Here is a 24,480-nt window from a genome sequence, read left to right as displayed (position 1 = left end):
CGTAATGCACTCCATCCAGAGGCTATAGTGGCATAAATCGCTATTTTTGTTAGCTGAAGTATTGAATTTTCAAGGTGCGAAGCCCATTTTGGGTATGGGAAGTCTTAGTCAGATTATAATTCGCTGTAAAAGTTTTCATTATAAAAATTTTCTGTCCATTCCTCTGCATAGGCATCATCCACTTCAGGAAATGCACGCATCAGGCGTTCCCGGACCATTTCTGATATAAGAAAATATTTCATTTCTTCCGTAGTATTGGTGTCCAGATCTACCATCAGCTCCTCTGGTCTTAGATTATCCGCTGCCCATTGGCGAATGCGTTCCTCCAGATCGGTTTCATCAGTTATTTCTCCGGTAAGCCGGACCGCATGGCGGAAAGACAGAATCGCAATTCCAATAAAAATAATAAAAACTGCATCCAGAACGATCAGAGAAAATTGACTGAGGGGAATATGTATAATGCCGGTTAAAGCTGCGGTGATTATCAGGAAACCTGCACAGCCTATGACAAGGAAAGCCCATGCAGAAGATTTTGCTTCCGCAAAACGTTCCTTGGCCGATTTGTATTCTGACATAAACGGTTGCTCCTTTTTCTGATTGTAATTTAAATATTTTTTATTATAGAAGAAATTCGTGTTATAATCAATGCCAAAGGAGAGGAAAATATGAAAATAACAGTGATCGCAGTGGGAAAGATCAAGGAAAAATACTTTAACGCGGCTATAGAGGAATACGTCAAAAGGCTGGGGCGCTATTGCAGACCGGAGATTATGGAAGTGGCTGATGAAAAGACGCCGGATGGGGCAGGGGAATCGCTGGAACTTCAGATCAAGAGGAAAGAAGGGGAGCGCATTCTTCAGAAGCTTCCGGAAAACGCGTTTGTGGTTGCGCTGGACATAGATGGGAAGGCTCTGGATTCCGAGGAACTTGCCGCGCAGATGGAGCGTTGGAATGTAAATGGCATAAGTCATCTGGTTTTCCTGATCGGCGGGTCCCTGGGACTTGCGCCGGAAGTGCTCGCCCGGGCAGACTACAGGCTTAGTTTTTCCAGAATGACGTTTCCGCATCAGCTAATGCGGGTTATTCTGTTGGAACAGATCTACCGGAGTTTCCGAATACGGAATCATGAGCCGTATCATAAATAATTTTTTATAATTATGTCTGTGAACTTGACTTTATACCTGGTATATCCTTTATAAAGGAAGCAGGAAGATAGAGGGGAGGTACATTCTATATGGAAGAAAAAGAAAAAAGGGGCTCCGTGTTTGCCCAGTTTACAAAAGATTATATGGCATTTTCGCGGTTTGAAAGAAAAAGAGAGTTCTCTTTTATGCCGGACACAAGATGCAGTAAACCGGAAGAATTTACAGATGAATTGCTGAAATTCGCGAAAGAAGAGAAACTGGATATGGTGATCACGAAAGAAGGAATGTCCCCCAGATTTGAGATCGATGGGATTGAATACCGCGCATACCGCACATCGAGCAGGTTCGGCATCGTAGTTCACTGTGAGATGACTCACCCGGAGAATTATATGCCGGAAGGTATGTCGGAGAAAACATATCGCAGATATCGTTTCTGGTCGATTGTCTTGTTTCCGTTTTTGATTTTTATTACAACAAATCTCTGGCTGATCCGAAGCGCCTTTAATCAGTGGGAAACGATACTGGTGTTTGGCGTGGCTGCGGTTGTCTGGGCGGCGTACATATTTTTCGTCCATTATTGTTATGGAATGAATTTTCGGGGATAAAAAATCGGGGATTGACAGTAACAGTGTTTTTTGCTATCATAAATTCAGCTGAAACAAATAGGAAATGCGATGAAGAGGAATAGTACATTCGGACTTGACTGCAGAGAACTGTCGGGTGGTGCGAGACAGTGGAGAGGATGTTTGGAACTCGCCTCCGAGCGGCTGTCCGAAATCTTTCGCCATGCGGGAGAGAGTAGACACAGACGGGGCCCTGCCGTTATAGAGGGAAGGATATAAGAAGTAATTCCGTATCCGTTGAGTGTGTGAGTTTTTCGCAAAATAGAGTGGTACCGCGTGGGACAGTTGTCCTTCGTCTCTGGGAGTAAGATCCGGGAGACGGAGGATTTTTTTGTATCAAAATTTATTTTCCTGTATTGTTTCTATATCAAGTGGAAAAAGGAGAAAGAGAAAAATGATGGATTACAGAAAGTACACCAGACAGTATTTTATGCCGCCTGAAAGATGTATGGACTGGGCAGAGAAGGATTATATTGACCATGCGCCCGTATGGTGCAGCGTGGACCTGCGGGATGGCAATCAGGCGCTGGTGGTGCCGATGACGCTGCAGCAGAAGCTGGATTTTTTCAAACTTCTTGTGAAGATCGGGTTTAAAGAGATAGAAGTGGGATTTCCGGCAGCTTCCGAGACGGAATATGAGTTTTTGCGCGCCCTGATCGAGCAGGATCTGATCCCGGATGATGTGACCGTACAGGTATTGACGCAGGCCAGAGAGCATATTATCCGGAAAACTTTTGAAGCACTGAAAGGCGTGAAAAATGCGATTGTTCATGTCTATAACTCTACTTCTCTGGCGCAGAGGGAGCAGGTGTTCCGCAAATCAAAGGAGGAAATCAAGCAGATTGCCGTCGAAGGAGCGAAGCTTCTGAAAGAACTGACAGAAGAGGCCGGAGCGGAATATCGGTTTGAGTACAGCCCGGAGAGTTTCACCGGAACAGAGCCGGAATACGCATTGGAAGTATGCAATGCTGTGCTGGATGTATGGCAGCCCACGGCGGAGCGGAAAGCGATTATCAATCTCCCGGTGACGGTACAGCATTCCATGCCGCATGTTTATGCACAGCAGATTGAGTATGTCAGCAAACACTTAAACTATAGAGAAAACGTATTGGTATCCCTCCATCCGCATAATGACCGCGGATGCGGGGTGGCCGATACGGAGATGGGACTCCTGGCCGGAGCGGATCGTGTGGAAGGGACCCTTTTCGGCAATGGAGAGAGAACCGGAAACGTGGATATTGTTACAGTAGCCATGAATATGTATTCGCAGGGTGTCGATCCGGAACTGGATTTCTCGGATATGACGGAAATTTGCGACAAATATGAAGAATACACAGGCATGAAAGTGAACGAAAGAAATCCGTACAGCGGAGCTCTGGTGTTCGCGGCATTCTCCGGTTCCCACCAGGATGCGATTGCGAAGGGTATGAAATGGATCGAAGAGAAGCAACCGGAACATTGGACCGTGCCATACCTGCCCATTGATCCCACCGATGTGGGCCGAAGCTACGATGCGGATGTGATCCGTATCAACAGCCAGTCCGGCAAGGGCGGAGTCGGATATATTCTGGAACGCAACTATGGTATCGTGATGCCGGCCGGTATGCGGGAGGTCATGGGATATGCGGCGAAGGCAGTCTCAGATGTACAGAATAAGGAACTGCAGCCTGATGAAATCTATGATGTATTCATGGAGAAATTTGTAGGTATTCAGGAGCCGTATCATATTACGGAAGTTCATTTTAAGCAGACAGACGGCATTACTACAGAAGTGACGACAGAATACCAGGGAGAAAGAAAGGTGACGTCGGCATCCGGAAACGGACGTCTCAATGCTGTGAGCAACGCGCTGAAAAAAGCCTATGGTTTCGAGTATAATCTGGTTACCTATCAGGAGCATGCGCTGACAAAGAGCTCCAGTTCCAGCGCCATCGCATATGTGGGAATCCAGACTCCGGACGGAAAAGTGCATTGGGGCGCGGCCATTGATCCGGATATTATTCGTGCTTCCATTGATGCATTATTGACGGCTATCAATCATTCTATCAAATAACATACGACAAAAACAGAGAACGTTTTTCACATTTTTTTGTGAAAAGCGTTCTTTTTTTGCTTTGCTGTCATAAAAATGAAAAAAACTGTTCATAATACTTAACAAAATTGTAATATTTATCTTGACTTACATGCCTGATCGGGTCTATAATGCCAATTCGAAGGCCGAAAGCTACAGGCTATGGTCAAACAACTAAATAAAAGTAAAGGAGTGTATGTATGCGTAGATGCTATCTGGGTGCGGCGCTTGTGTTAGGAACTCTGATATCAGGCTTTGCATCCTTTAACTCCTGTGGAGCCGGCACATTGACTGTGTATGCCGCGGAGAACGCCCTTACTGAAGAAATGGAAATTGTTTTTCAGGAAGAAGTTCAAACAGGAGAAGAGAACGTCGAAACAGAAACACCGGAAGAAGAAGCAGCAGAAGTGACAGCAGAACAGCCAGCCGCTGAGGAAGCCGTGCCGGCAGAGCCGGTACCGCAGCCTGCACAGGTGGCAGGGAGCAGTTTTAGTTTAGAGGAGCAGGAGTATCAGGTTCTCCTCAAGATTGTGGAAGCAGAAGCCGGAGGAGAAGATACGACCGGTAAGATGCTGGTAGCAAATGTGATTATGAACCGTGTAAGGAGCGGGATCTTCCCGGGTACGGTGACGGAAGTGGTCTATCAGACTCAGGATGGAAAAGCCCAGTTTTCTCCGACAGCGGACGGACGAATCGATCAGGTAAGCATATCTCAGGACACTGTGGATGCGGTAGCCCGGGTAATGAATGGAGAAGATTGTTCCGGCGGAGCGTTATTTTTCCGGTCGGTCAACAGCAGCAGCGGATGGTTTGACCAGTCGCTGAACCGGGTGCTGGAACATGGAAATCATATTTTTTATACCTTGTAAATACCTGATACATGAGAAAGAGGCGGAAAGCCTCTTTCTTTTTTTGGGGCGGTATGCTAGAATACAAATAACTGTTCAGGGCGGCGGGAAAAGAAGATGCGCCGTCCTGAACAGTTACGAATATAATAGATTTTGACGGAAAAGGAATGGAGAGAGATGGAGTTGTTATATAAGAGCACACGCGGAGGAGAGAACAAAGTCCCGGCGTCCAGAGCGATTCTGGAAGGCCTGGCAAAAGACGGCGGCCTTTTTGTGCCGGAAAGGATTCCCGCGCTGGATGTTTCCATGGACGAGCTGGCAGGCATGACATATCAGGAAACAGCTTATCAGGTGATGAAACTTTTCCTGACAGACTTTACGGAAGAAGAGCTGAAAAAGTGTATTGCCGACGCATATGATGAGAAGTTTGATACAGAGGTGATCGCTCCGCTGGCCAAAGTGGAGAACGCGTATTATCTGGAATTGTTCCATGGAGCAACGATCGCTTTTAAGGACATGGCGCTGTCGATTCTGCCGCATCTTATGACTATGGCAGCCAGGAAAAACCGGATAAAAAATGATATTGTAATTCTGACAGCTACATCTGGAGATACAGGCAAGGCGGCTCTGGCCGGGTTTGCCGATGTACCGGGAACAAGAATCATTGTATTCTATCCGAAGAATGGTGTGAGTCCTATCCAGGAAAAGCAGATGGTGACCCAGAAAGGGGATAATACTCTGGTGGTTGGCATCCATGGTAATTTCGACGACGCGCAGAGTGGCGTGAAGAAAATTTTTGGGGATCAGGAACTGGCTGAGGAACTGAATCAGGCGGGATTTCAGTTTTCCAGCGCCAATTCCATCAATATCGGACGCCTGGTTCCTCAGGTGGTATATTATGTATATGCATATGCCAAACTTCTGGAGAGCGGGGAACTGGAAGAAGGCGAAGCCATGAATGTGGTAGTGCCTACGGGGAATTTTGGCAATATCCTGGCGGCATATTATGCGAAGCTCATGGGAGTGCCGATCGCGAAACTGATCTGCGCATCCAATGAAAATAAAGTCTTGTATGATTTTTTCCGAACAGGAGAATATGACAGGAACCGTCCGTTTATCCTGACTACTTCACCGTCCATGGATATCCTGATTTCCAGCAATCTGGAAAGGCTGATCTACCGGATCGCGGGCAGCGACGCAGCGGAAGACGTAAAGCTTATGACTTCCCTGAACCAGGAAGGAAAATACCGGATTACCGATGCCATGAGGGAGCAACTGAAAGATTTCCGGGGATATTACGCTACGGAAGAGGAATGTGCCGGTCGGATAGCGGAAGTTTACGGGGATACCGGATATGTGCTGGATCCTCATACGGCGGTTGCCTCCTGCGCATATGAAAAATACTGTGTCGAAACAGGCGACCGGACAAAGACCGTGATCGCATCTACGGCCAGCCCGTATAAGTTTACCAGAAGCGTCATGGAGGCCATCGACGCGGAGAAGTACGGCCAAATGTCAGATTTTGAACTTGTGGATTGCCTGGAAGAGATTTCCAAGGTGCCGGTCCCGGCTGCGATTGAAGAGATCCGTACGGCTCCGGTACGTCATTGCACGGTATGCGAAGCTTCTGAGATGAAACAGACAGTCAAAGAATTCCTTGGGATAAAGTAAGGAGAGGCAGACATGAATTTTGACGGAATATTTAATCTGATAGATATTGTGATACTGGGGTTTGGCTTTTATGCCCTGTACAGCGCGTATGTCCTGAAAAAAGAAGGAAAGATCATAGAGACATTTCTGGTGTTCAAGGATACTGATGTAAGAACCTGTAAGGACCTGCAGGGATATGCGAATTATATGAGTCCTAAACTTGGTCTTTTAGGCGGATTCATGGTTGCGTACGGAGCAGTATCTGTTTTGAATACTTATGTGGTTCCCATCGAAACGTTGTTCTGGGTAATGTTTGTCGGATTTCTTGTGGTTCTGATCTGGTATTCATTCGCAGTGAAAAAGGCCATGAAAATATATTTTTAAGAGTATTTTTCGGAAAGCAGGGACATAGAATGGAGCATGGAAATTACATTCTGGAGGTCTGTACAGACAGTCTGGAGTCGGCGGTAGCCGCACAGAAAGGTGGAGCGGATCGTCTGGAACTGTGCGGGCATCTGGTTATCGGCGGAGTGACGCCGGAGGAAGAACTGTTTCTTCAGGTACGCCGTGCCTGTCAGATTCCGATCCGCGTGCTGATCCGGCCCAGATTTGGCGACTTCTGTTATACGGAGCCGGAATTTGAAAGAATGTTGGATCAGGTCAGCCGTTTCCAGAAGTTGGGAGCGGATGCGGTAGTATGCGGCTGCCTGCTGCCGGACGGGAATCTGGATCGGGAGCGGATGAAACTGCTTCTTGACCGGGCCGGGCATATGGAGATGACTCTTCATCGGGCATTCGATGTCTGTCAGGATGCGGAAAGAACTCTGGAAGAAGCCATAAGTCTGGGGATAGGAACCATCCTGACTTCCGGACAGGCTGACAGTGCCTTGAACGGTGCGGAACTTCTCCGGAGTCTGAACCAAAAATCACGGGGCAGAATCGCATTGATGGCAGGAGCAGGCGTGAAACCGTCTAATCTCAGGCAGTTATATGAAAAGACGGGATTGCAATTTTATCATATGTCGGCAAAATGTACGAAAGAGTCGCAGATGAAGTTCCGGCGGCAAGGCATTCCTATGGGACTTCCGGGTATCAGCGAATATGAGATATGGAGAACGGACGAGGAACAAGTTCGGGAAGCTGTTGAAATACTGGCGGATCTTCCATAACCGGAAGTATCTGGAAGCTCTGGCGGATGTTTTTTATAGGGGCTGTTGTCAAAACAAAGAAAATGGGTTATACTAAAGTTACAGATTTCCTGGGGTGTTCGAGAACCCTGTTATTTTGAACCTACATTTACGTTTATGGGATTCCAAAATCGCAAATCGGATGTCATGCCTCCGTCCGCAAGGATGCCAGTGGAAGGCTGAACATTTGTTGAGGTTACCCACCTAGCTTGTGGCTAGGCGTCAAAATATAGGGAACGGCACTTTGGGAAACGAAAAATACCGGGTATTGCGCAGAGCAATACCCGTTTTTTATAGCACAGGATTTAATCCTGGAAACCAGGAGGATGGGAATGGAATGGAAAAAAATCCGGCAGAAGACATTTCTTCTGCTCTGTATGACCGTTGTCCTATTTTTCCTTCTTATCAGAGCCCGGGAAGGAGAGCCGGGGAAGAAAGGGGAACGGGCGGAAATTCTGGAGATTCCGGAAGGGGAATACGTGGAAGAGCCGGAAGAAATATGGAGTCTTCCAGGAGCAGACGCCACGATCCGGGTGCTTCTGCTGGCGGAGGACGGCGGTCTTTTCCATGAAAAACAGGAACTGGATAAAGAATATGCAGGAGAACTGGAATATTATGAGGAAGAAAACGGCTGGGTTATCGTTAATGAACTGCCGCTGGAAGAATACCTGCGGTGGGTGGTGCCCAGCGAGATGCCTTCATATTATTCCATGGAGGCTCTGAAAGCGCAGGCTGTGTGCGCGCGGACCTATGCGGTGTGGCATATGCAGGAATATGCATATCCGGAATATGAAGCGCATGTGGATGACAGTGTTTCTTTTCAGGTGTATCACAATCTGGAAAATCAGGAAACTACGGATCAGGCGGTTAGGGAGACAGAAGGGCAGATTATGCTGTATGAGGATACGCCTGTGAAGGCATATTATTTTGCCACTTCCTGCGGAAGTACGACAGATGAGATGATCTGGGAGAAAGGCGACCGGAATCTGACACCGTACATAACCGGACATATTATAGGTGATATGGGAACCGACAAAGATCTGACAGATGAAGAAGATTTTTATAGTTTTATTACAACAAAACATGCAGGAGATCTGGAAATCGCGGAACCATGGTACCGATGGAACTGCTATGTGCCGCTGGAGCAGATTACGGCGAATGTGGAAACATGGGCTGACGCAAGAGCCGCCCGCAGCGCAGACGGAATCCTGCTGCAGAAAGGAAAACAGTATGTTCTTCCGGGCAACGAAGAGATCGGTATGGTGGAAAGCGCGGAAATAACAGCGCGTAATACGGGAGGCGTGGTGCAGCAAATGCTGCTCAGAGGACAGAACGGGACTCTGAAGATCCAATATGAATATAATATACGCCTGTTGCTGGGAGTTCCGGGCGGTGAGATTCATAAAAATGACGGAAGCACAGGAGATGGAGGGAATCTGCTGCCCAGCGGCTATTTTGTTCTGGAACCTGCGGAAGCGGATGGCGAACTTACCGGTTACCAAGTCTATGGCGGCGGTCTGGGGCACGGAGCCGGTATGAGCCAGAATGGAGCGCGGATCATGGCAGAACAGGGCAACGGATATGAAGAAATCCTGCAGTATTTTTACAACGGGATCCGGCTTGCAAGGCTGGGAGAAACATAGTAAGATGGCAGGAGAAAGGAAGTGGACAGTGTGATACGGCTGATCAGGGCTGCATTGGAAATGAAAAGAGATATGGAAAGGAGCCATGTGGGAGCATATGCGGCCCAGTCGGCTTATTTTATCATGCTTTCCTTTCTGCCGCTGATGATTATGCTTCTTTCCATGATTCAGTATACGCATATCGGGAAAGCGGACATTTATGAACTGATCCAGGAAATTGTGCCGGTAGGGTTCCAGAGCTGGATATTAGGAATTGTAGATGAAATGTACAGTCATACCATGGCTGCCGTATCTTTGTCCGCAATCGTGACCGCGTGGTCGGCAGGCAAGAGCTTTATGGCGCTGAATCGGGGAATGAACGCCATCTGTAAGGTGGAGCGGAATCCTAATTATATTTTGATGCGCTTAAGAGGCGCCGTCTATGCCTTGTTTTTTGTGGCGCTGCTTCTGGTGTCGCTGCTTCTGATCGTATTCGGTCATTCTATTCATTTGCTTGCGGAAAAACATTTTCCGCTGCTTGCAATTTTTACCAGAATTTTATTGTCTTTCCGACTGGTGATCATGCTTGCGCTTTTTATTCTGTTTTTCGCGCTTCTGTATAAAATACTTCCCAATCGGAAGGCCGGCTTTTTTGAGCAGCTTCCGGGGGCGGTGTTTGCGTCTATAGGATGGTATCTGTTTTCTTTTGGATTTTCCATGTATATTGAATGGAGGAACGGACGGTTTGACATGTACGGAAGCCTGACCACGCTGGTGCTCTTTATGTTCTGGCTCTATTTTGTCATGTATATTGTCCTGATAGGAATGGAGATTAACCAGTGGCTGAAAGATCGTTACGTGCAAATTGACGTATAGAGCTGTATATCTGGGTACGGCTTTTGTATGGTTTGATGACAAAAGTTGAACCAAATCAGAATTGAAATTATCAGGGCTATGGATTATGATGAATATAGCTTGGAAGATGTGGCATGATAACAGAAAGGAAGGAGAGGTGAGAAGGAATGCTGAAGGACATGGTCAGTGAGAAACTGATTAGACTGCAGATCGAGGCGGATAACTGGGAGGACGCGGTGCGTCAGGCTGCTCAGCCGCTGGTGGATGAGAATAAGGCCAAGATGTCTTATGTGGACGACATTATCAAGGGTGTCAAGGAGATGGGGCCTTATATTGTGCTGACGAAGCACGTGGCTTTGCCTCATGCAAGACCGGAATCGGGTGCTCTGGAAAATGCGATCGGCGTCGCTACTTTGAAGACGCCGGTGGAATTCGGGAATGAAGAGAACGATCCGGTGAAGTACATGTTTTGTCTGTGCGCTACGGGAAATTCCGAACATCTGAACGCGCTTGCCGAACTGGCAGGTTTGTTTGAGGACAAGGACTTTTTCGAATTATTGGACAAAACAACAGATCCGGCTGAGGTAATGGCCTATATTAATAAAATAAGTGCTGAGTAAAAGAAAGGAGAATTGAATTATGTACAAAGCGTTAGTTTGCTGCCGTGCGGGTATGGGTTCCAGTATGCTGCTGAAAATCAAAGCAGATCAGGTGATCAGTGAAAACAATTTCCCGATCCAGACGGAGCATGGAAATCTGGATTCCCTGATGGGATTCAACGGTGACCTGGTAATCACCATGGATGACCTTTCCAACGAGCTGAAGGACAAGGTTCCGTATGCGCTCGGTATCCGCAACATTATGGACAAAGCGGAAATGAAAGCAAAAATGGAAGAGTTCCTGGCATCCAAAGAAGGTAAATAATCAAAAAGCATCGAACACTATAAAATGAATTAAGGAGGGAGTACATAATGTTAGATGCAATTATGGCCCAGTGTCGGAATACGTCACTGATTATGGGAGTGATCGCTCTGGTCGGCCTTCTGCTTCAGAAGAAACCGGCTACGGATGTGATCAGCGGCACCATGAAAACGGTGATCGGTTTCATGGTATTCAACATCGGTTCCAACGCGATGTCCGCGTGTGTAACCACATTTACGACTCTGTTTAACACTGCTTTCGGTATCGAAGGCGTTACCACCCAGGTGGAGGTGGCTACCGGTCTTGCACTGGACACCTACGGTACGGAAGTGGCACTGGTTATGGTGCTTGGTTTCGTGGTGAACCTGATCGTTGCAAAATTCACACCGTTTAAAGCAATCTTCCTTACCGGTCAGCATTTCCTGTATTTTGCATGTGTAATCGCGCTGATCTTCATTGCGAACGATATGCCGTTAGTTGTGACAGTTATTCTCGGCGGTATCCTGCTTGGCTTCTTCGGAGCTGCGCTTCCGACACTCTGCCAGCCGTTCATGAACAAGATCGTGGGTGCGGACAACCTGGCTATGGGTCATTTTAACTGTATCGGTTATGCGTTTTCTGGATATGTCGGACTTCTGTTCTCCAAAATGGGAATTGGAAAGAGCGAGTCAGAGGATTCCAGCAACCTGCATCTTCCGAAATTCTTCGAGCTGTTCAGAGACTTTATCTTCTCTGTAGCTCTGTTCATGGTTGTACTGTTCTACATTGCAGTAGTTGCGTGTGTAGTAAACGGCAACATGGATGTAGTGCTTGAGTATGCAGGAAACGATATCTGGTTCATTTATCCGATTCTGCAGGGTCTGCAGTTTGCAGCAGGTATGAGCGTTCTGATCTATGGTGTTCGTCAGTTCATCGCAGAGATCACCGCAGCATTCGTTGCTATCTCTGAGAAGTACATTCCGAACTCCAAACCGGCCGTGGACTGCCCGGCTATCTTCCCGTTCGCGCCGACCGCAGTGCTGGTTGGATTTATCGGATCCTTCCTGGGCGGCCTGGCAGCAATGGCACTGATGGTAGCATTCCACAGCAGCACGATCATGATTCCGGCAGCAGGCATCTGCTTCTTCTCCGGCGGTACCTGCGGTGTGTTCGGCAACGCGTACGGCGGCTGGAAAGGCGCTCTGGTTGGTTCCTTCATCGTAGGTATGGCTCTGACCGGTCTGCCGCTGATCCTGTATCCGGCATTCTCTGCCCTGGGTATTGCAGGCGCATCCTTCCCGAATGTGGACTACAATATCATCGGCGCAATCATGCACTGGATTCTTGGAATCTTCCACTAATTAAGTTGAATGATACCGGCAATGACAAGGGAAGTGATTCCCTTGTCATTGTCATATGATGGAATACGGCAGGTACAGAATGGACATGAAAGAGACAATAAAAGACAGAAAAGCATGCGGTATTTTAGTAAAGGCTCTGGGACATCCGTCCCTTGTGCTGATGGCGAAAAGTGCGGGCATGGATTTCCTTTTTTATGACTGTGAACATGGAACTCTTTCTTATGAGCAGCTCCATGATCTGATGGTACTGGGAAATGCTTCAGGCATTCCGTCTGTAGTGCGGGCACCGCAGCTTTCCAGAAAGGATGTGTCGAAAATCCTGGATTATGGAGCTTCCGGAGTCATGGTCCCTATGATTGAGAGTGAAGAGGATGCAAGAAAGTTGGTTTCCTGGAGTAAGTACCCTCCGGTGGGGAAGCGGAGTTATTCCGGAGGGGCCAATACCCATTATGGGCCCAGCGGAAATCATGAGGCAAATATGAAGGAGATCAATGCGCGCACTCTGACGATTGTCCAGATAGAGACTATAAAGGGCGCGGAACACGCGGACGAAATATTGTCTGTGGAAGGTGTGGACGCAGCGATTGTGGGTCCATGCGACCTGGGGATTTCCATGGGGATTCCGGATAACGTCATGGATGAAAGAGAACTGGCGGTGATCCGCCGGATTGCCGACGTCTGCCGCCGGCATGGAAAGGCCTTTGGAATCATCGGTTCCATGGAACTGATCAGACACTTCTGGGATGAAGTAGATCTGGTTGTTTCAGCTATTGACACCAACCTTTTGCGGGACGGCATGAAGCATGCGGTAGCCGCATGTAAAGAATAGACAGAAAGAAGGAGGTTATTATGAAAACAGCAAAAGAACAGGTCAAAGAATTTCTGGATATCGAACTGGGCGAAGTAAAAAAATTCGCTGACAACATCGATACCGATGCATTGACCGCAGCAAAAGAACTGATCCTGGATGCGGAGAAAAATCATAACCGCGTTCATGTGACAGGGATCGGGAAACCGGGGCATGTGGCAGGTTATGTGGCATCCCTGCTTTCTTCTACCGGGACGCCGACGTATGAGCTTCATGGAACGGAGTGCGTACATGGAAGCGCGGGTCAGGTGATGCCGGGGGATGTTGTGATCGCTATTTCCAACAGCGGAGAGACGATGGAACTGAAAGCGACTGTGGAAACTCTGAAAAATAACGGCGCAAAGTTGATTTCCGTAACAGGAAAACCGGAATCCTGGCTGGCAAAAATGGGAGATGTGGCACTGATCGCAGGCGTGGAACAGGAAGGCGATACTATGAATAAGCCTCCTCGCGCATCGATCCTGGTTGAGATCATTATGCTGCAGAGTCTGAGCATCCTGCTGCAGAACGAAAGAAATCTGACACCGCAGCAGTATGTGAAGTGGCATCCGGGCGGAAGCCTTGGCAAAAGCATCAGAGATACGGAGGGAAAATAAGATGAAAATCGAAGGAATCATTACACCAATCGTTACCCCGTTTTATGACGACGAGGAGCAGAATATCAATTATGAAGCGACTGAAAAACTGATCAATCATCTGATCGCTCATGGCGTAAAAGGAATTTTTATCCTGGGCAGCAACGGCGAGTTCCATGTAATCGACGAGCAGGAGAAGGTGGAATTCACGAAAAAGGTCGTGGAGATCGTAAATCACCGTGTACCGGTGTATGCAGGAGCTGGCTGCTGCTCTACCAGAGAGACGGTACGCCTGGCTCAGAAGATGGAAGAAGCAGGGGTAGACGCACTGTCTGTGATTACCCCGTATTTCCTGAAACCGACCAATGAAAACTTGTATGCACACTATCAGAAGGTTGCATCCAGCGTGAAGATTCCGATCATTCTCTATAACATTCCGAAAGCGACCGGCTGCCCGCTGGATCCGGAACTGGTGGACCGTCTGGCAGACATTCCCAACATCGTGGGTATTAAGGACAGCAGCGGAAATCTGGATACACTGAACGCTTATGCAGAGATCGCAAAGAAAAAAGATTTCAGCCTTCTGGTGGGTTCGGATTCCAAGATTTCTTATGCATATGGCATCGGTGCGGTAGCGGCAGTGGCAGGAACCAGCAACGTGATCGTGGACACGCTGGTAGGACTGGACAAAGCGCTTCGAGAGGGTAACACTGCAGAGGCAGAGAAGCTGCAGAAAGATATCGATGTATTGCGCGGCGTCCTCGGTCTGGGAACGGTACCGAGCGTAATGAAGCGTGCAACCGAACTGGCAGGCATCGCCGAGATCGGACCTGCAAGAATGCCGGTACAGAAACTGTCTGCAGAAGACGACGAGAAGATCAAAGAGATGCTGAAATACTACAATCTTTACAGATAGAAAGGAACGGACACGATGAAGGAATATGTCATTCAGGAAGACCGGGGAAGACTGGCGCTTTATACAGGTCTGTTTCTTCTTTTGATGGTCCTGCTGATGATTGCTTCTATTGCCTTCTTCGCCGTAGGCTGGTATCTGTTTTCCTTTCTCGGAATCACCGGACTCTGGTTCGATGTGAAAGCGATGTTCCGGTACGGGAATAAGTTAGTCCGGAAAAAGCCGGTCTGCGAATTCGGAAGGGACGGTCTTACGATCTATTATCTGCCTGGAAAACCCAGAGAGATGAAATACAGACAGGTGAAAGAGGCAAGAAGCATCCGTACCCGTTTTACTTTGAAGCTTTTTTTTAGGGGCGATAATGTGGAACATCCGTCGGGATGGTACTATGCCGGCGTTATCTATCCGTTTCAGAGCAAAAAACTGGACGAGGTGGAAGAAAACACGGTGAACTGCCTGAAAAAGCATGGAATTGATCTGGTGAAGACGGAAAAAGTAAAATAAAGCTGTATATGGCTGCCGCAGGTTCTGCGGCAGCTTTTTTGAATACAGAATAATCTGATCACAAATGCGAGCGGATATAAGCCATTACCTCATCCGGATCGTCTGCCGTATCCAGCAGAGTGAAGAAATCCTGGTCGTTGAAAAGGCGGATCAGCTCGGCCATGGCGGTCAGGTGAGTGGAGTTGTCCACGGCGCTGAGAGCAAAGATATATTTGACCGGGTCGTTTTCCTGATTGCCGAAACGTATGGGCTCGTCCAGTACACAGATTCCCAGGGCACAGGAGATGGCGCCTGCTTCCGGCTTTGTGTGGGGAAGGGCAATATGCTTGGCGATAACCATGTAGCCGCTTTCCGTCCGGGCGGCTTCGTCCACATATTTGTCAAGTATACAGTGCTGCTGCAGCATGGGCGCATATGCCATACGGATGGCTTCTTCCCGATTGGAGGCGTGAAGATGGAGACTGATGATCTCCGGCCAGACCATATCGGTCAGATGGAGGCGGATTTCAGAAGGGGTGTCCGGGAGCTCCGCTTCACTGAAGTAGGAGAGCAGTTCGTGATACAGATGATCATAGTTGCGGATTTCCGCATATTTGGAGATAATACTCATCACTGCATCCACATCCGGCTGGCTGGGAACTCGGGTACCCAGCCATTGGTGCACTTTCCTGTTAATACCTGCTTTTTCGCTGACTGACATAACAGGATTGACCCGTATGACAGGGATTGTAAGATCTGCCGTATGAAGCGGCGTCTGATTGGTGGTGAAAATGATGTCTGCTTCCGTACGGAGATCCTCCCAGTGGGAGGTGTCGCAGGGAGGAAGAAACTTAAGTTCCGGAAACATCTGGGTCAGTTCATTATAAAGGATCGTGGAACTTCCTACCCCGTTGATGCAGATGACCAGCGCTTTCTTTCGGCGTACCGGTGCCTCCGCGCGCGCTTTGGAAAATGCCGCGGCAAAATGAATGGTCAGATACGCGACTTCATCGTCCGGTATTTCACCATGAAACATAACAGAGAAAGGCTTCAATGTTTCTGTCATCAGCTGATATAATTCGCCATATTCATTTTTGATGGTTTCACAGATCGGATTATAGATAGGGAGCCGGAACAGCAGCCGGTAATATGCAGGCCGAAGATGCGCGTACAGCTGTACGAAAATCTTATTGTTGCCGGTCAGATGCACGCCGCTCAGTGCTTCAAAGCGCAGCATGATGTTTTTGGCCATTCGTCCGATCAGCAGACGGTCCTTGGTATTTTCGTTAAATCTGCCGTAAGAAATCCCGATTACCCAGGAAGTTAGATAGCGGATGTCCGATTCATCGAATACTCCTGTTTCGGAATACTGTTTCAGCAGATCTGTAGTAAAATCGTATTCTTTCAGGGACGGGATTGTCTCGGTTTCTACTTGGTCGGGAAATGGCAGAGTATTCTGGACCCCGTTCTGCAGGCGAGTCTTCAGAAATATAAAAATGTAAATGAATTCCACCAGCCGCGCTTCGATCATGCGGATATTCCATTTCTGGGCCAGTTCCGCGATAATCTGCCGGGCATAACCAAAAAGATCCAGTTTCCAGTCGTGAATAAAAGTGTCAAAAAGCTGGCTTCCGTGCCGGTCAGCGAGTGTCCGGATTACGTTCTGGATCATAAAACGGCGGATCTCTACCTCCGGGCCCTGCAGATAGTATCCCAGTTTCCGGTTGTTGCAAATTTCAATGCCGCTTTCCTCCAAATGGGCTTTCAGTTCCCTGAAATCGGCCAGAACTGTGGAACGGCTGCATTTGAGCGCGTCGATAAAATGATTGAGCGACAGGTAATCGATGTGTATGAAGAGCAGAAGATACATATAAATCAGCCGTTCTTCTTTGCTGAAGAAATATGCCTCTTTGCCGCCGGACCGCTGCAGCAGATCCTGCAGGGCAGTCTGCGTTTCCGGAGCCAGAAGGATTTTTTTGTCGGGCGTGGAGCTGAAAGTGACTGCCGGGACATGTTCTCCTTTCAGGATACGGTTCAGCTTTTCAAAACGGTAAAGAGACTGGCGCCTGGTAACTCCGGAAGATTTTTCCATGTCTTCCAGAGACGAAAACGGAGTGGCCAGCAAATACTGTATCAGTGAGAGTATATCGTTGTCCATTCAGAGATCCCCCTTATCTGCATGTAATCACACTTATTTCTATTTTAAACGATTTCCGGGGTGTGTCAATCGAAAAGTGCTTGACTTTAAAGGATTCTGTGTTATCATGAATAAAGTGATATGCAAATGCGAAGAAGGTGTCAGTAGCATTCTGTTTTCCGTCAGAGAGGAAGGGCCGTCGGCTGGAAGCCCGTCCGGGTTCAGACAGAAATGTGAATTTCCCACCGGAGCAGCATTCCTGAACGGGGAGTAGGGAATGACGTTTTCTGCACGTTACGCAGCTTGAGTGTCCGGTGTAAGCCGGGAATCAGGGTGGTACCACGGAATATGAACTTCGTCCCTTTTTATTGGAGACGGAGTTTTTTTATTTCCGTAAAATATTGACATTTATCTGCATGAAAGCTCAGAAGGAAGGAGAATTATAATGAAAGATAAAATCGAAGGCATTTTATCAGAAGTAAAAACGAAGATTTCTGAAGCGGCCAATGAGAATGAACTTCAGAACGTGAAAAGCGCATATATCGGAAAGCAGGGGGCCTTAAGCCTTTTGATGAAGGAACTTCCGAATCTGGACGCCGCCCTGCGCCCGGAGATGGGAAAACTGTTAAACCAGGCGAAGAATCAGGTCACAGAGCTGATCGATGCAAAGCGGATGGAACTGAAGCTGAAAGCCTCAGAGGTATCTCCGGACTTTGACTGCTCGGTTCCGGGGATTCTGCCGTCCGGAGGGGGGCTTCACCCGATCACGCAGATGTGCTACGATCTGAACGATGCGTTCCGCTCCATGGGATTCGAGATCTTTGAGGAAGATGAGATCACCAGCGAACTGTATGCGTTTGATAAACTGAATTTCCCGCAGAACCATCCGGCGCGGGAGAGTATGGATACCTACTGGATTGAAGGACATGACAGCGGCAGTACAAACGAGAAGCTTTGCCTCCGCCCGCATCTGACCGGAGGAAGCGTCCGTTATATGCAGACTCATAAGCCGCCTTACCGTTTTGTATATCCGGGCCGTGTGTACCGGAATGAGACGACGGATTCCCATCATGAGAGGGCATTCTTCCAGTATGAAGCGCTGATCGTGGACAAGGATATTACTTTTACGTCCGGCAAGGTAATGATAAAGAGTATCTTGAGCAAAGTATTCGGTACGGATGTACCGGTCAGAATGCGTTCCGGTTTCTTCCCGTTTGTGGAACCGGGATTTGAGATCGATATGGAATGTCAGGTCTGCGGAGGAAAGGGCTGCAGCGTCTGCAAACATGTGGGTTGGATCGAGGTTATGCCGGGAGGTTCACCGCATCCCAACGTGCTGCGCGCGGCGGGACTGGATCCGGATGAGTACACAGGTTTCTATGTAAATATCGGTCTGGACAGACTGGTTATGATGCGTTATGGTGTTGACGATGTGAGACTGTTTCACAGTGCGGACTTAAGATTCTTGAAGCAGTTCAGATAAGCGAGGAGAGAAAAGATGAAATTATCATTATCTTGGATTAAGGATTTTGTAAATATTCCGGAAGACATGGATCTGAAAAAACTTGCGTACGACTTGACCATGTCTACCGTAGAAGTGGAGGATGTGGAGTATCTTGCCCGCCGTTTTGATCATATGGTGGTGGGAGTGATCGAGAAGATTGAGGCGCATCCCAATGCGGATAAACTGAGAGTCTGCAAAGTGGACATTGGAAACGGAGAGATCAAGGATATCGTCTGCGGAGGCATTAACCTGGAAGAAGGGATGCGCGTGGCTGTTTCCTGCCCGGGAGCGGTGGTCCGCTGGCATGGAGAGGGAGAGCCGGTCGTGATAAAGAATTCCAAACTTCGCGGAGTGGAATCCTTCGGCATGATCTGTGCATCCGATGAGATCGGACTGGGAGACCTTTTCCCGGCAGCCCAGGAGGGAGAGATCCTCGATTTGTCGGATTTTGCTGTCCCGGCAGGCACTTCTCTGGCAGAAGCACTGGACATGGATGACGTCCTGCTTGAAATTGACAATAAATCTATGACCAACCGTCCGGATCTCTGGGGGCATTATGGAATCGCCCGCGAGATTGCCGCCCTTTACAATCTGGAACTGGCAGAAATCAAACCGTTTGAAACCGACGTACAGTCTGACTTTAAAGTGGAGATTCTGGATCCGGACAGATGTACCAGATATATTGGCGTGGAGATGACCGGCGTGGCGGTAAAACCGTCCCCGTACCGGATGCAGAACCGGATCTGGAAAGCCGGTATGCGTCCGATCAATGCGCTGGTGGATATCACGAACTATGTGATGCTTGCTACCGGAAACCCGACTCATGCGTTTGACGCAGACAATATCACGGATCATATCGTGGTAAGACATGCGTCCGAAGGAGAGAAACTCGTTCTTCTGAACGATAAAGAAATCGATCTTTGTTCCGATGATCTGGTGATCACGGATTCCGAGGGACCGGTCGCTCTGGCAGGCGTTATGGGCGGCGCAAAGGATTCCATTCTGCCGAAGACCGAGCGCGTGATCCTGGAGGTGGCCAACTTTGATGCGGCAGGCATCCGAAGAACGGCGCTTCGCTATGATACCCGTACAGAGGCTTCTTCAAGATATGAAAAGGCCGTTGATCCGGAAAGATGCGATCAGGCACTGGCGCTTTCCATGCATTATTTTCAGGAATTGTATCCGGAGCTGAAAGTAACCGGGTACTGCGACCGGTATGTGAAAAAGCTGGAAAGGGCAGAGATTGACGTCAATCTTACATGGCTGGAGAAAAGACTTGGAAAGCATCTGACGGACGATGAAATCCAGGGCTGCCTGGAGCGTCTTGGTTTCGAGGTCCAGATCGCCGGTGACCAGATGCATGTTGTCGCTCCCACCTGGCGTTCGACCGGGGACATTTCCATCAAAGACGATGTGATGGAAGAGGTTGCCAGAATGTACGGATACGACAATTTTGAAGCGACGGCATTCACCACGTCGTTTACGGGCGCGATCAATCAGAAAGACAAGAGCCTGGTAAGAAATATCAAGGAATACCTGGCGGTCCGCTGCGGAATGCAGGAGGTCTATACGTATCCCTGGATGAACGACGTATATGTGAATGCGGTTCTCCAGAATACGGATGGGATTCTGAAGCTCTCCACGCCTCCTGCGCCGGACCTGAGCTGCATCCGTTCTTCCCTGCTGCCGAATCTCTGCGAGGCGGTGGTCAAAAACGAGCGTTACTTTAACGACTTTTCCATTTTTGAAGAGGCGCAGGTGTTTTTTGACCGGAATTACAGTTCTCCGTATGACGAGACAGAAGCCCTGCCGGAACAGCGCAGACACATCGGGGCGGCATTTGCCAGCAGCGTAAAGAATATCAATGAGCTTTTCAGAGAGGCAAAGGGAGTTCTTGAGTACATGCCCCGTTATACGCATATGGAAGCGTTTGAGTTCAGAAAAGAAGAAAAACCGGTCTGGGCGGACAATGTGGTTTGGCTGAATATATATCTTGGCGATGAAAAGATCGGCGATATGGGTCTGGTGGCCAAGAAAGTCTCTATGGAATGCGGCATTAAGAATCTTTCTGTTATGCTTTTTGAACTGGATGCAACGAAGCTGAAGCCGCTGAAATCCAGAACAAATAAGTTTGCGCATCTTGCCGAATATCCGGAAACCGATTATGATATCTCCATGCTGTTTGATTCCAATGCTGCATGGAACGATATTTATGATGCGATTATGGGTCAGAAGAAAGCGAGCGCGCTTGTGAAAGGAGCGTCTTTCGTAGAGGAGTACAGAGGAAAACAGATCCCGCAGGGGAAGAAATCTGTAACGATCCGGCTGACGATCGGATCCGAGGAAAAGACACTGACTTCCCAGGAGATCGAGAGCGCAGCGAACCAGGTTATGAAGAAACTTGGGAAGAAGATGGGCGCGGAACTCAGAACACAGTAATGAGGGGACGACGCGCAGAGCTGAGGCAATAAGATGAATTATTGGAAAAGTATCAGGGTGCTGCTGATTCTGGCAGCATCCTGGGTGCTCATGATGCTGGCTGTAAAGAGTTCTGAGGAAGCGGAAGCCGTGGAGACTATGTCAGAGGTTGCCGCGTCAGAGAAGAATTCTTTTGTGGAAGGGAATCTGCTTGTGGAGCTGTCGAATCAGGGCGGCTTCCCCATTTATTATACACTGGATGGAAGTATTCCGACGCTGGACAGCCTGCTGTACGAAGGAGCAATAACCATGCAGGCCTCGGAAGAGGTACAAAGCTGCGTGATAAGAGCAAGTACTTATGATGAGGAAAGCGGAGTGTGGGGAGAAGTATTTACCCGCACTTATTTCTATGCAGAAAAACTGGAGACTATAGAAGACCGTTTCAGTACCTATGTGGTATGCCTGACCAGTGATCCGTATAATCTGTATGATTATGAGTACGGGATCATGGTGGAGGGAAAGATAAGGGACGATTATCGGAACAGTACGGAATACATATCGGATAAACTGACTCAGCCGGCCAATTTTACCCAGAAGGGAAGAGACTGGGAGAGAGATGTGTATGTGGAGATCCTGTCGCCGGACGGGGATGTCCTGATTTCTCAGAATGCGGGAATACGGATTTTTGGAAATGCCAGCCGGCAGGATTATTATAAATCATTCAAATTGTATGCGAGAGAAGAGTATGGCAGTGCTTCTTTTGACTATCCGTTGTTTTCCGATAACTATCCGGGCGGAGGAACAGAACTGCAGGACAGCTATGAGCGCCTGGTGCTGCGGGCGCATGGCTTTGACAAAAGCGTGACTCTTCTTCGTGAAGAACTGTTTCAGCGGCTGTGCGGCCAGATCGATGGGATTGACAGCAAATCGGTAACGCCGGCATCTGTATGGCTGAATGGAGCTTTCTACAATTTTGAATGGATGCAGGAGGTCTACGATGATCTTTATATGGAAGAGAATTACGGACTTCTTCAGTACGGGGATCATTATGAAATTGTAACGCTGCGTGCGGACAGTCCTACCGCCAGCGTAGCGTCTGCCAGGGAAAGGAGAGCTGAAGGAGAGGAGCTTTCCCAGGCTGCCGGGGCAGTAGAAGAGCCCGAGACGGATCCGGACGCGCTGGAGGCGGCCATGGACTACCGGGAGGTCGCCGCATACGCGGAAAAAGATCTGACGGATGAAGCTGCGTTTGCGGAACTCTGTGAGCTGATCGATGTAGATAATCTGATCCAGTATCATGCGATTGAAACATATATCGCAAACTGGGACTGGCCATTGAACAATGTGAAGCTTTACCGGTATTACAGTTCCAACGGGAACTACGGGGAGGGACGGATGGATGGGAAATGGCGTTATCTCTATTATGATATGGAAGCCGGGTTCAATATTTATAATGAACCGGAGGAGGACTGGCTGACGATCGAGCAGGTGATGGAGGAAGCGAGCCTGTTCGGAGCCGTGATGCAAAGAGAAGATATGCAGGAACTGTTTGCCGGATATATTGGACAATGTATTCAGGAATATTTTACAGAAGAAAAAGTCCGTGACGCTATGGATCAGCTCTGCGCGGAGAGAGACGGGGAACTGGAAGAAAGTCTTGCGTACAAACAGAGCATAGATGAGACCTATACGCTGAATATGAACGAAGTGGAAAAAAATAAAGAAGTGATATATGATTTTGTGGAGAGGCGTCCTGCCATAATGGCGGAAGAAATATGGAACCTTTTCGGGATTCGTATATCATATGAGTAATGAATAGAGGACAGATATGAATTTACATGATTTTTATTATGATCTCCCTCAGGAACTGATCGCACAGGATCCTCTGGAGGACCGCTCTTCTTCCCGGCTGCTGGTACTGCACCGGGAAACGGGGGAGAGAGAACACCGGATCTTCCGGGATATTGTGGAGTATCTGAAACCGGGAGACTGTCTGGTGATCAACGATACAAAAGTGATCCCTGCGCGTCTCATGGGAGTGAAAGAGGGAACAGGAGCCGGGATCGAAGTCCTGCTGCTGAAAAGAAAAGAGGGAAATGTCTGGGAAACGCTGGTGAAGCCGGGAAAGAAGGCCCGGCCCGGCGCGAGGATCCTTTTTGGAGACGGACTTCTGAAAGGAGAAGTGATCGATGTCGTAGAGGACGGAAACCGCCTGATCCGGTTTGAATACGAGGGGATTTTTGAAGAAATCCTGGACCAGCTGGGTCAGATGCCTCTGCCTCCGTATATTACGCATCAGCTCAAGGATAAAAACCGCTATCAGACGGTCTATGCAAAACATGACGGTTCCGCGGCGGCGCCTACGGCAGGACTTCACTTTACGCCGGAGCTGCTCCGCCAGATCGAGGAAATGGGCGTGAGCATCGCGCATGTGACACTTCATGTGGGACTGGGCACGTTCCGGCCGGTGAAGGTGGAGAATATACAGGAACACCATATGCACTCGGAATTTTATGTGGTGGAGGAGGACCAGGCGGAGCTGATCAACCGGACGAAAAAAGAAGGCGGACGGGTGATCGCCGTCGGAACCACAAGCTGCCGTACGCTGGAGTCTGCCACCGGGGAGGACGGTATACTGAAAGCAGGAGGCGGATGGACAGATATCTTCATCTATCCGGGCTATCAGTTCCGGATGATTGATGCTCTGATCACGAATTTCCATCTTCCGGAATCCACGTTGATGATGCTGGTGTCGGCATTCGCGGGAAGGGAACTGATTATGGAGACCTATGCGGAAGCGGTGAAAGAACGGTACCGGTTTTTCAGTTTCGGGGATGCGATGTTTATCGTTTAATATCAAAATCGTACTCAAGGCTTTGTGGACAGCAACAGGCAATGCTGCAATTAAAACTGAATAAGTTTACAGAGCAGGGATACCGTTTTTATCAATGCTTCCCAAAACAGGCTATTTCTAAGTTCTTGCCCTGTGGTAAGTTTGGGCATAATTGTCTATGCAGGATATAAAGTTAAGAATAAATTGCTTCTTACCCTTGCATATGTTATAATGCCAGTAGGCAAAAGGTAAGCAGAATATCTATGGCTAAAGAACGAAGCCCCGAACCGTGTTGCAGCACAGTCCGGGGCTTCTTCTTTTCTTTTATAGTGGCAAAGCACCCACTAGGCTATTCCTCCCGTTGCCGGGTGTCGGTTGGACAACGCCAAAATTATATCATGGCATTTTGTGTTCCGCTATATCTTTTTAACAACGGTTGTCATTATTATGTTGAAAAGTTATAATACAGATAATATGGGGACTTTCT

General features: G+C 48.4%; 22 protein-coding genes, 1 other RNA gene and 2 other annotated features. Of the genes, 21 read left to right on the top strand and 2 right to left on the bottom strand.

The features are described from left to right. Positions 1-113: 113 nt before the first annotated feature. A complete protein-coding gene (locus B5F29_RS13290) occupies positions 114-575 on the bottom strand; it encodes a hypothetical protein (RefSeq protein ID WP_087155099.1) in 462 nt (153 codons plus the stop codon). 90 nt (positions 576-665) lie between these two features. On the opposite strand from B5F29_RS13290, the gene rlmH reads away from it, so the two are divergent. From rlmH to B5F29_RS13205, 17 genes are all read left to right on the top strand, one after another. Then, on the top strand, positions 666-1,145 hold the full coding sequence (gene rlmH / locus B5F29_RS13285) for a 23S rRNA (pseudouridine(1915)-N(3))-methyltransferase RlmH (protein WP_087155098.1): 480 nt from the start codon (positions 666-668) through the stop codon (positions 1,143-1,145). An 89-nt stretch (positions 1,146-1,234) separates the two neighbouring features. Further along, positions 1,235-1,750: a hypothetical protein gene (locus tag B5F29_RS13280; protein ID WP_087155097.1), complete on the top strand. Its 516-nt coding sequence runs from the start codon at positions 1,235-1,237 to the stop codon at positions 1,748-1,750. 60 nt (positions 1,751-1,810) lie between these two features. Then, positions 1,811-2,071: a binding site (T-box leader), on the top strand. Positions 2,072-2,162: 91 nt separating this feature from the next. Continuing rightward, on the top strand, positions 2,163-3,821 hold the full coding sequence (locus B5F29_RS13275; protein WP_206414215.1) for a 2-isopropylmalate synthase: 1,659 nt from the start codon (positions 2,163-2,165) through the stop codon (positions 3,819-3,821). A 218-nt stretch (positions 3,822-4,039) separates the two neighbouring features. Continuing rightward, positions 4,040-4,708, top strand: coding sequence for a cell wall hydrolase (locus B5F29_RS13270; protein ID WP_087155096.1), 669 nt, complete (start codon positions 4,040-4,042; stop codon positions 4,706-4,708). A gap of 156 nt (positions 4,709-4,864) precedes the next feature. Further along, positions 4,865-6,358, top strand: a complete 1,494-nt coding sequence (gene thrC / locus B5F29_RS13265) for a threonine synthase (RefSeq protein ID WP_087155095.1) — start codon at positions 4,865-4,867, stop codon at positions 6,356-6,358. A gap of 12 nt (positions 6,359-6,370) precedes the next feature. Further along, positions 6,371-6,721 carry a hypothetical protein gene (locus B5F29_RS13260; RefSeq protein WP_087155094.1) on the top strand — a complete coding sequence of 117 codons (351 nt, stop codon included), beginning with the start codon at positions 6,371-6,373 and terminating at the stop codon, positions 6,719-6,721. A gap of 29 nt (positions 6,722-6,750) precedes the next feature. Beyond that, the gene (locus B5F29_RS13255; RefSeq protein WP_087155093.1) at positions 6,751-7,506 is read left to right on the top strand and encodes a copper homeostasis protein CutC; all 756 of its coding nucleotides are present in this window, start codon (positions 6,751-6,753) and stop codon (positions 7,504-7,506) included. An 83-nt stretch (positions 7,507-7,589) separates the two neighbouring features. Further along, positions 7,590-7,779: non-coding RNA, 6S RNA (ssrS, locus tag B5F29_RS13250), on the top strand. Positions 7,780-7,856: 77 nt separating this feature from the next. Further along, positions 7,857-9,167: a SpoIID/LytB domain-containing protein gene (locus tag B5F29_RS13245; protein WP_162608438.1), complete on the top strand. Its 1,311-nt coding sequence runs from the start codon at positions 7,857-7,859 to the stop codon at positions 9,165-9,167. A gap of 21 nt (positions 9,168-9,188) precedes the next feature. Beyond that, positions 9,189-10,022, top strand: coding sequence for a YihY/virulence factor BrkB family protein (locus tag B5F29_RS13240; RefSeq protein ID WP_087155091.1), 834 nt, complete (start codon positions 9,189-9,191; stop codon positions 10,020-10,022). 146 nt (positions 10,023-10,168) lie between these two features. Continuing rightward, entirely contained in the window at positions 10,169-10,621 is a 453-nt protein-coding gene (locus tag B5F29_RS13235) for a PTS sugar transporter subunit IIA (protein WP_087155090.1), read from the top strand. A gap of 19 nt (positions 10,622-10,640) precedes the next feature. Beyond that, positions 10,641-10,925: a PTS sugar transporter subunit IIB gene (locus tag B5F29_RS13230; RefSeq protein ID WP_087155089.1), complete on the top strand. Its 285-nt coding sequence runs from the start codon at positions 10,641-10,643 to the stop codon at positions 10,923-10,925. 47 nt (positions 10,926-10,972) lie between these two features. Next, positions 10,973-12,262 carry a PTS ascorbate transporter subunit IIC gene (locus B5F29_RS13225; RefSeq protein ID WP_087155088.1) on the top strand — a complete coding sequence of 430 codons (1,290 nt, stop codon included), beginning with the start codon at positions 10,973-10,975 and terminating at the stop codon, positions 12,260-12,262. A 79-nt stretch (positions 12,263-12,341) separates the two neighbouring features. Next, positions 12,342-13,091, top strand: a complete 750-nt coding sequence (locus B5F29_RS13220) for an HpcH/HpaI aldolase family protein (RefSeq protein WP_087155109.1) — start codon at positions 12,342-12,344, stop codon at positions 13,089-13,091. Between the two features lie 20 nt (positions 13,092-13,111). After that, positions 13,112-13,726 (top strand): KpsF/GutQ family sugar-phosphate isomerase, encoded by a 615-nt coding sequence (locus B5F29_RS13215; protein ID WP_087155087.1) that lies wholly within the window; start codon positions 13,112-13,114, stop codon positions 13,724-13,726. Between the two features lies 1 nt (position 13,727). Then, entirely contained in the window at positions 13,728-14,621 is an 894-nt protein-coding gene (gene dapA, locus B5F29_RS13210) for a 4-hydroxy-tetrahydrodipicolinate synthase (protein WP_087155086.1), read from the top strand. A 15-nt stretch (positions 14,622-14,636) separates the two neighbouring features. Next, positions 14,637-15,122, top strand: coding sequence for a hypothetical protein (locus tag B5F29_RS13205; RefSeq protein ID WP_087155085.1), 486 nt, complete (start codon positions 14,637-14,639; stop codon positions 15,120-15,122). Between the two features lie 58 nt (positions 15,123-15,180). Here B5F29_RS13205 and B5F29_RS13200 read toward each other — a convergent pair whose 3' ends face one another. Then, positions 15,181-17,259, bottom strand: coding sequence for a BglG family transcription antiterminator (locus B5F29_RS13200; protein ID WP_087155084.1), 2,079 nt, complete (start codon positions 17,257-17,259; stop codon positions 15,181-15,183). 122 nt (positions 17,260-17,381) lie between these two features. Then, positions 17,382-17,604, top strand: a binding site (T-box leader). A 79-nt stretch (positions 17,605-17,683) separates the two neighbouring features. On the opposite strand from B5F29_RS13200, the gene B5F29_RS13195 reads away from it, so the two are divergent. The 4 genes from B5F29_RS13195 to queA are packed head-to-tail and all read left to right on the top strand — an operon-like array spanning position 17,684 to position 24,014. Next, the gene (locus B5F29_RS13195; RefSeq protein ID WP_087155083.1) at positions 17,684-18,721 is read left to right on the top strand and encodes a phenylalanine--tRNA ligase subunit alpha; all 1,038 of its coding nucleotides are present in this window, start codon (positions 17,684-17,686) and stop codon (positions 18,719-18,721) included. Positions 18,722-18,736: 15 nt separating this feature from the next. Then, positions 18,737-21,181 carry a phenylalanine--tRNA ligase subunit beta gene (gene pheT / locus B5F29_RS13190; RefSeq protein WP_087155082.1) on the top strand — a complete coding sequence of 815 codons (2,445 nt, stop codon included), beginning with the start codon at positions 18,737-18,739 and terminating at the stop codon, positions 21,179-21,181. A gap of 33 nt (positions 21,182-21,214) precedes the next feature. After that, positions 21,215-22,972: a CotH kinase family protein gene (locus B5F29_RS13185; RefSeq protein WP_087155081.1), complete on the top strand. Its 1,758-nt coding sequence runs from the start codon at positions 21,215-21,217 to the stop codon at positions 22,970-22,972. A 16-nt stretch (positions 22,973-22,988) separates the two neighbouring features. Continuing rightward, entirely contained in the window at positions 22,989-24,014 is a 1,026-nt protein-coding gene (gene queA / locus B5F29_RS13180) for a tRNA preQ1(34) S-adenosylmethionine ribosyltransferase-isomerase QueA (protein WP_087155080.1), read from the top strand. Positions 24,015-24,480: the final 466 nt, after the last annotated feature.

The sequence above is a fragment of the Lachnoclostridium sp. An196 genome (assembly GCF_002160135.1).
In the GTDB taxonomy this organism is placed as follows: Bacteria; Bacillota; Clostridia; order Lachnospirales; family Lachnospiraceae; genus Hominiventricola; species Hominiventricola avistercoris.
Note: the sequence above shows the minus strand (reverse complement) of the source record. Positions and strands in the feature narration are given on the sequence as shown.

Excerpts from the sequence above, each read along its gene's own strand:
- B5F29_RS13270 (WP_087155096.1), top strand. The coding sequence starts at position 4,040 with ATGCGTAGATGCTATCTGGGTGCGGCGCTTGTGTTAGGAACTCTGATA.
- B5F29_RS13235 (WP_087155090.1), top strand. The coding sequence starts at position 10,169 with ATGCTGAAGGACATGGTCAGTGAGAAACTGATTAGACTGCAGATCGAG.
- B5F29_RS13245 (WP_162608438.1), top strand. The coding sequence starts at position 7,857 with ATGGAATGGAAAAAAATCCGGCAGAAGACATTTCTTCTGCTCTGTATG.
- B5F29_RS13225 (WP_087155088.1), top strand. The coding sequence starts at position 10,973 with ATGTTAGATGCAATTATGGCCCAGTGTCGGAATACGTCACTGATTATG.
- B5F29_RS13205 (WP_087155085.1), top strand. The coding sequence starts at position 14,637 with ATGAAGGAATATGTCATTCAGGAAGACCGGGGAAGACTGGCGCTTTAT.
- rlmH (WP_087155098.1), top strand. The coding sequence starts at position 666 with ATGAAAATAACAGTGATCGCAGTGGGAAAGATCAAGGAAAAATACTTT.
- B5F29_RS13195 (WP_087155083.1), top strand. The coding sequence starts at position 17,684 with ATGAAAGATAAAATCGAAGGCATTTTATCAGAAGTAAAAACGAAGATT.
- thrC (WP_087155095.1), top strand. The coding sequence starts at position 4,865 with ATGGAGTTGTTATATAAGAGCACACGCGGAGGAGAGAACAAAGTCCCG.
- B5F29_RS13280 (WP_087155097.1), top strand. The coding sequence starts at position 1,235 with ATGGAAGAAAAAGAAAAAAGGGGCTCCGTGTTTGCCCAGTTTACAAAA.
- B5F29_RS13220 (WP_087155109.1), top strand. The coding sequence starts at position 12,342 with ATGGACATGAAAGAGACAATAAAAGACAGAAAAGCATGCGGTATTTTA.
- B5F29_RS13255 (WP_087155093.1), top strand. The coding sequence starts at position 6,751 with ATGGAGCATGGAAATTACATTCTGGAGGTCTGTACAGACAGTCTGGAG.
- B5F29_RS13260 (WP_087155094.1), top strand. The coding sequence starts at position 6,371 with ATGAATTTTGACGGAATATTTAATCTGATAGATATTGTGATACTGGGG.
- B5F29_RS13230 (WP_087155089.1), top strand. The coding sequence starts at position 10,641 with ATGTACAAAGCGTTAGTTTGCTGCCGTGCGGGTATGGGTTCCAGTATG.
- B5F29_RS13290 (WP_087155099.1), bottom strand. The coding sequence starts at position 575 with ATGTCAGAATACAAATCGGCCAAGGAACGTTTTGCGGAAGCAAAATCT.
- B5F29_RS13215 (WP_087155087.1), top strand. The coding sequence starts at position 13,112 with ATGAAAACAGCAAAAGAACAGGTCAAAGAATTTCTGGATATCGAACTG.
- pheT (WP_087155082.1), top strand. The coding sequence starts at position 18,737 with ATGAAATTATCATTATCTTGGATTAAGGATTTTGTAAATATTCCGGAA.
- B5F29_RS13275 (WP_206414215.1), top strand. The coding sequence starts at position 2,163 with ATGATGGATTACAGAAAGTACACCAGACAGTATTTTATGCCGCCTGAA.
- B5F29_RS13200 (WP_087155084.1), bottom strand. The coding sequence starts at position 17,259 with ATGGACAACGATATACTCTCACTGATACAGTATTTGCTGGCCACTCCG.
- queA (WP_087155080.1), top strand. The coding sequence starts at position 22,989 with ATGAATTTACATGATTTTTATTATGATCTCCCTCAGGAACTGATCGCA.
- dapA (WP_087155086.1), top strand. The coding sequence starts at position 13,728 with ATGAAAATCGAAGGAATCATTACACCAATCGTTACCCCGTTTTATGAC.
- B5F29_RS13185 (WP_087155081.1), top strand. The coding sequence starts at position 21,215 with ATGAATTATTGGAAAAGTATCAGGGTGCTGCTGATTCTGGCAGCATCC.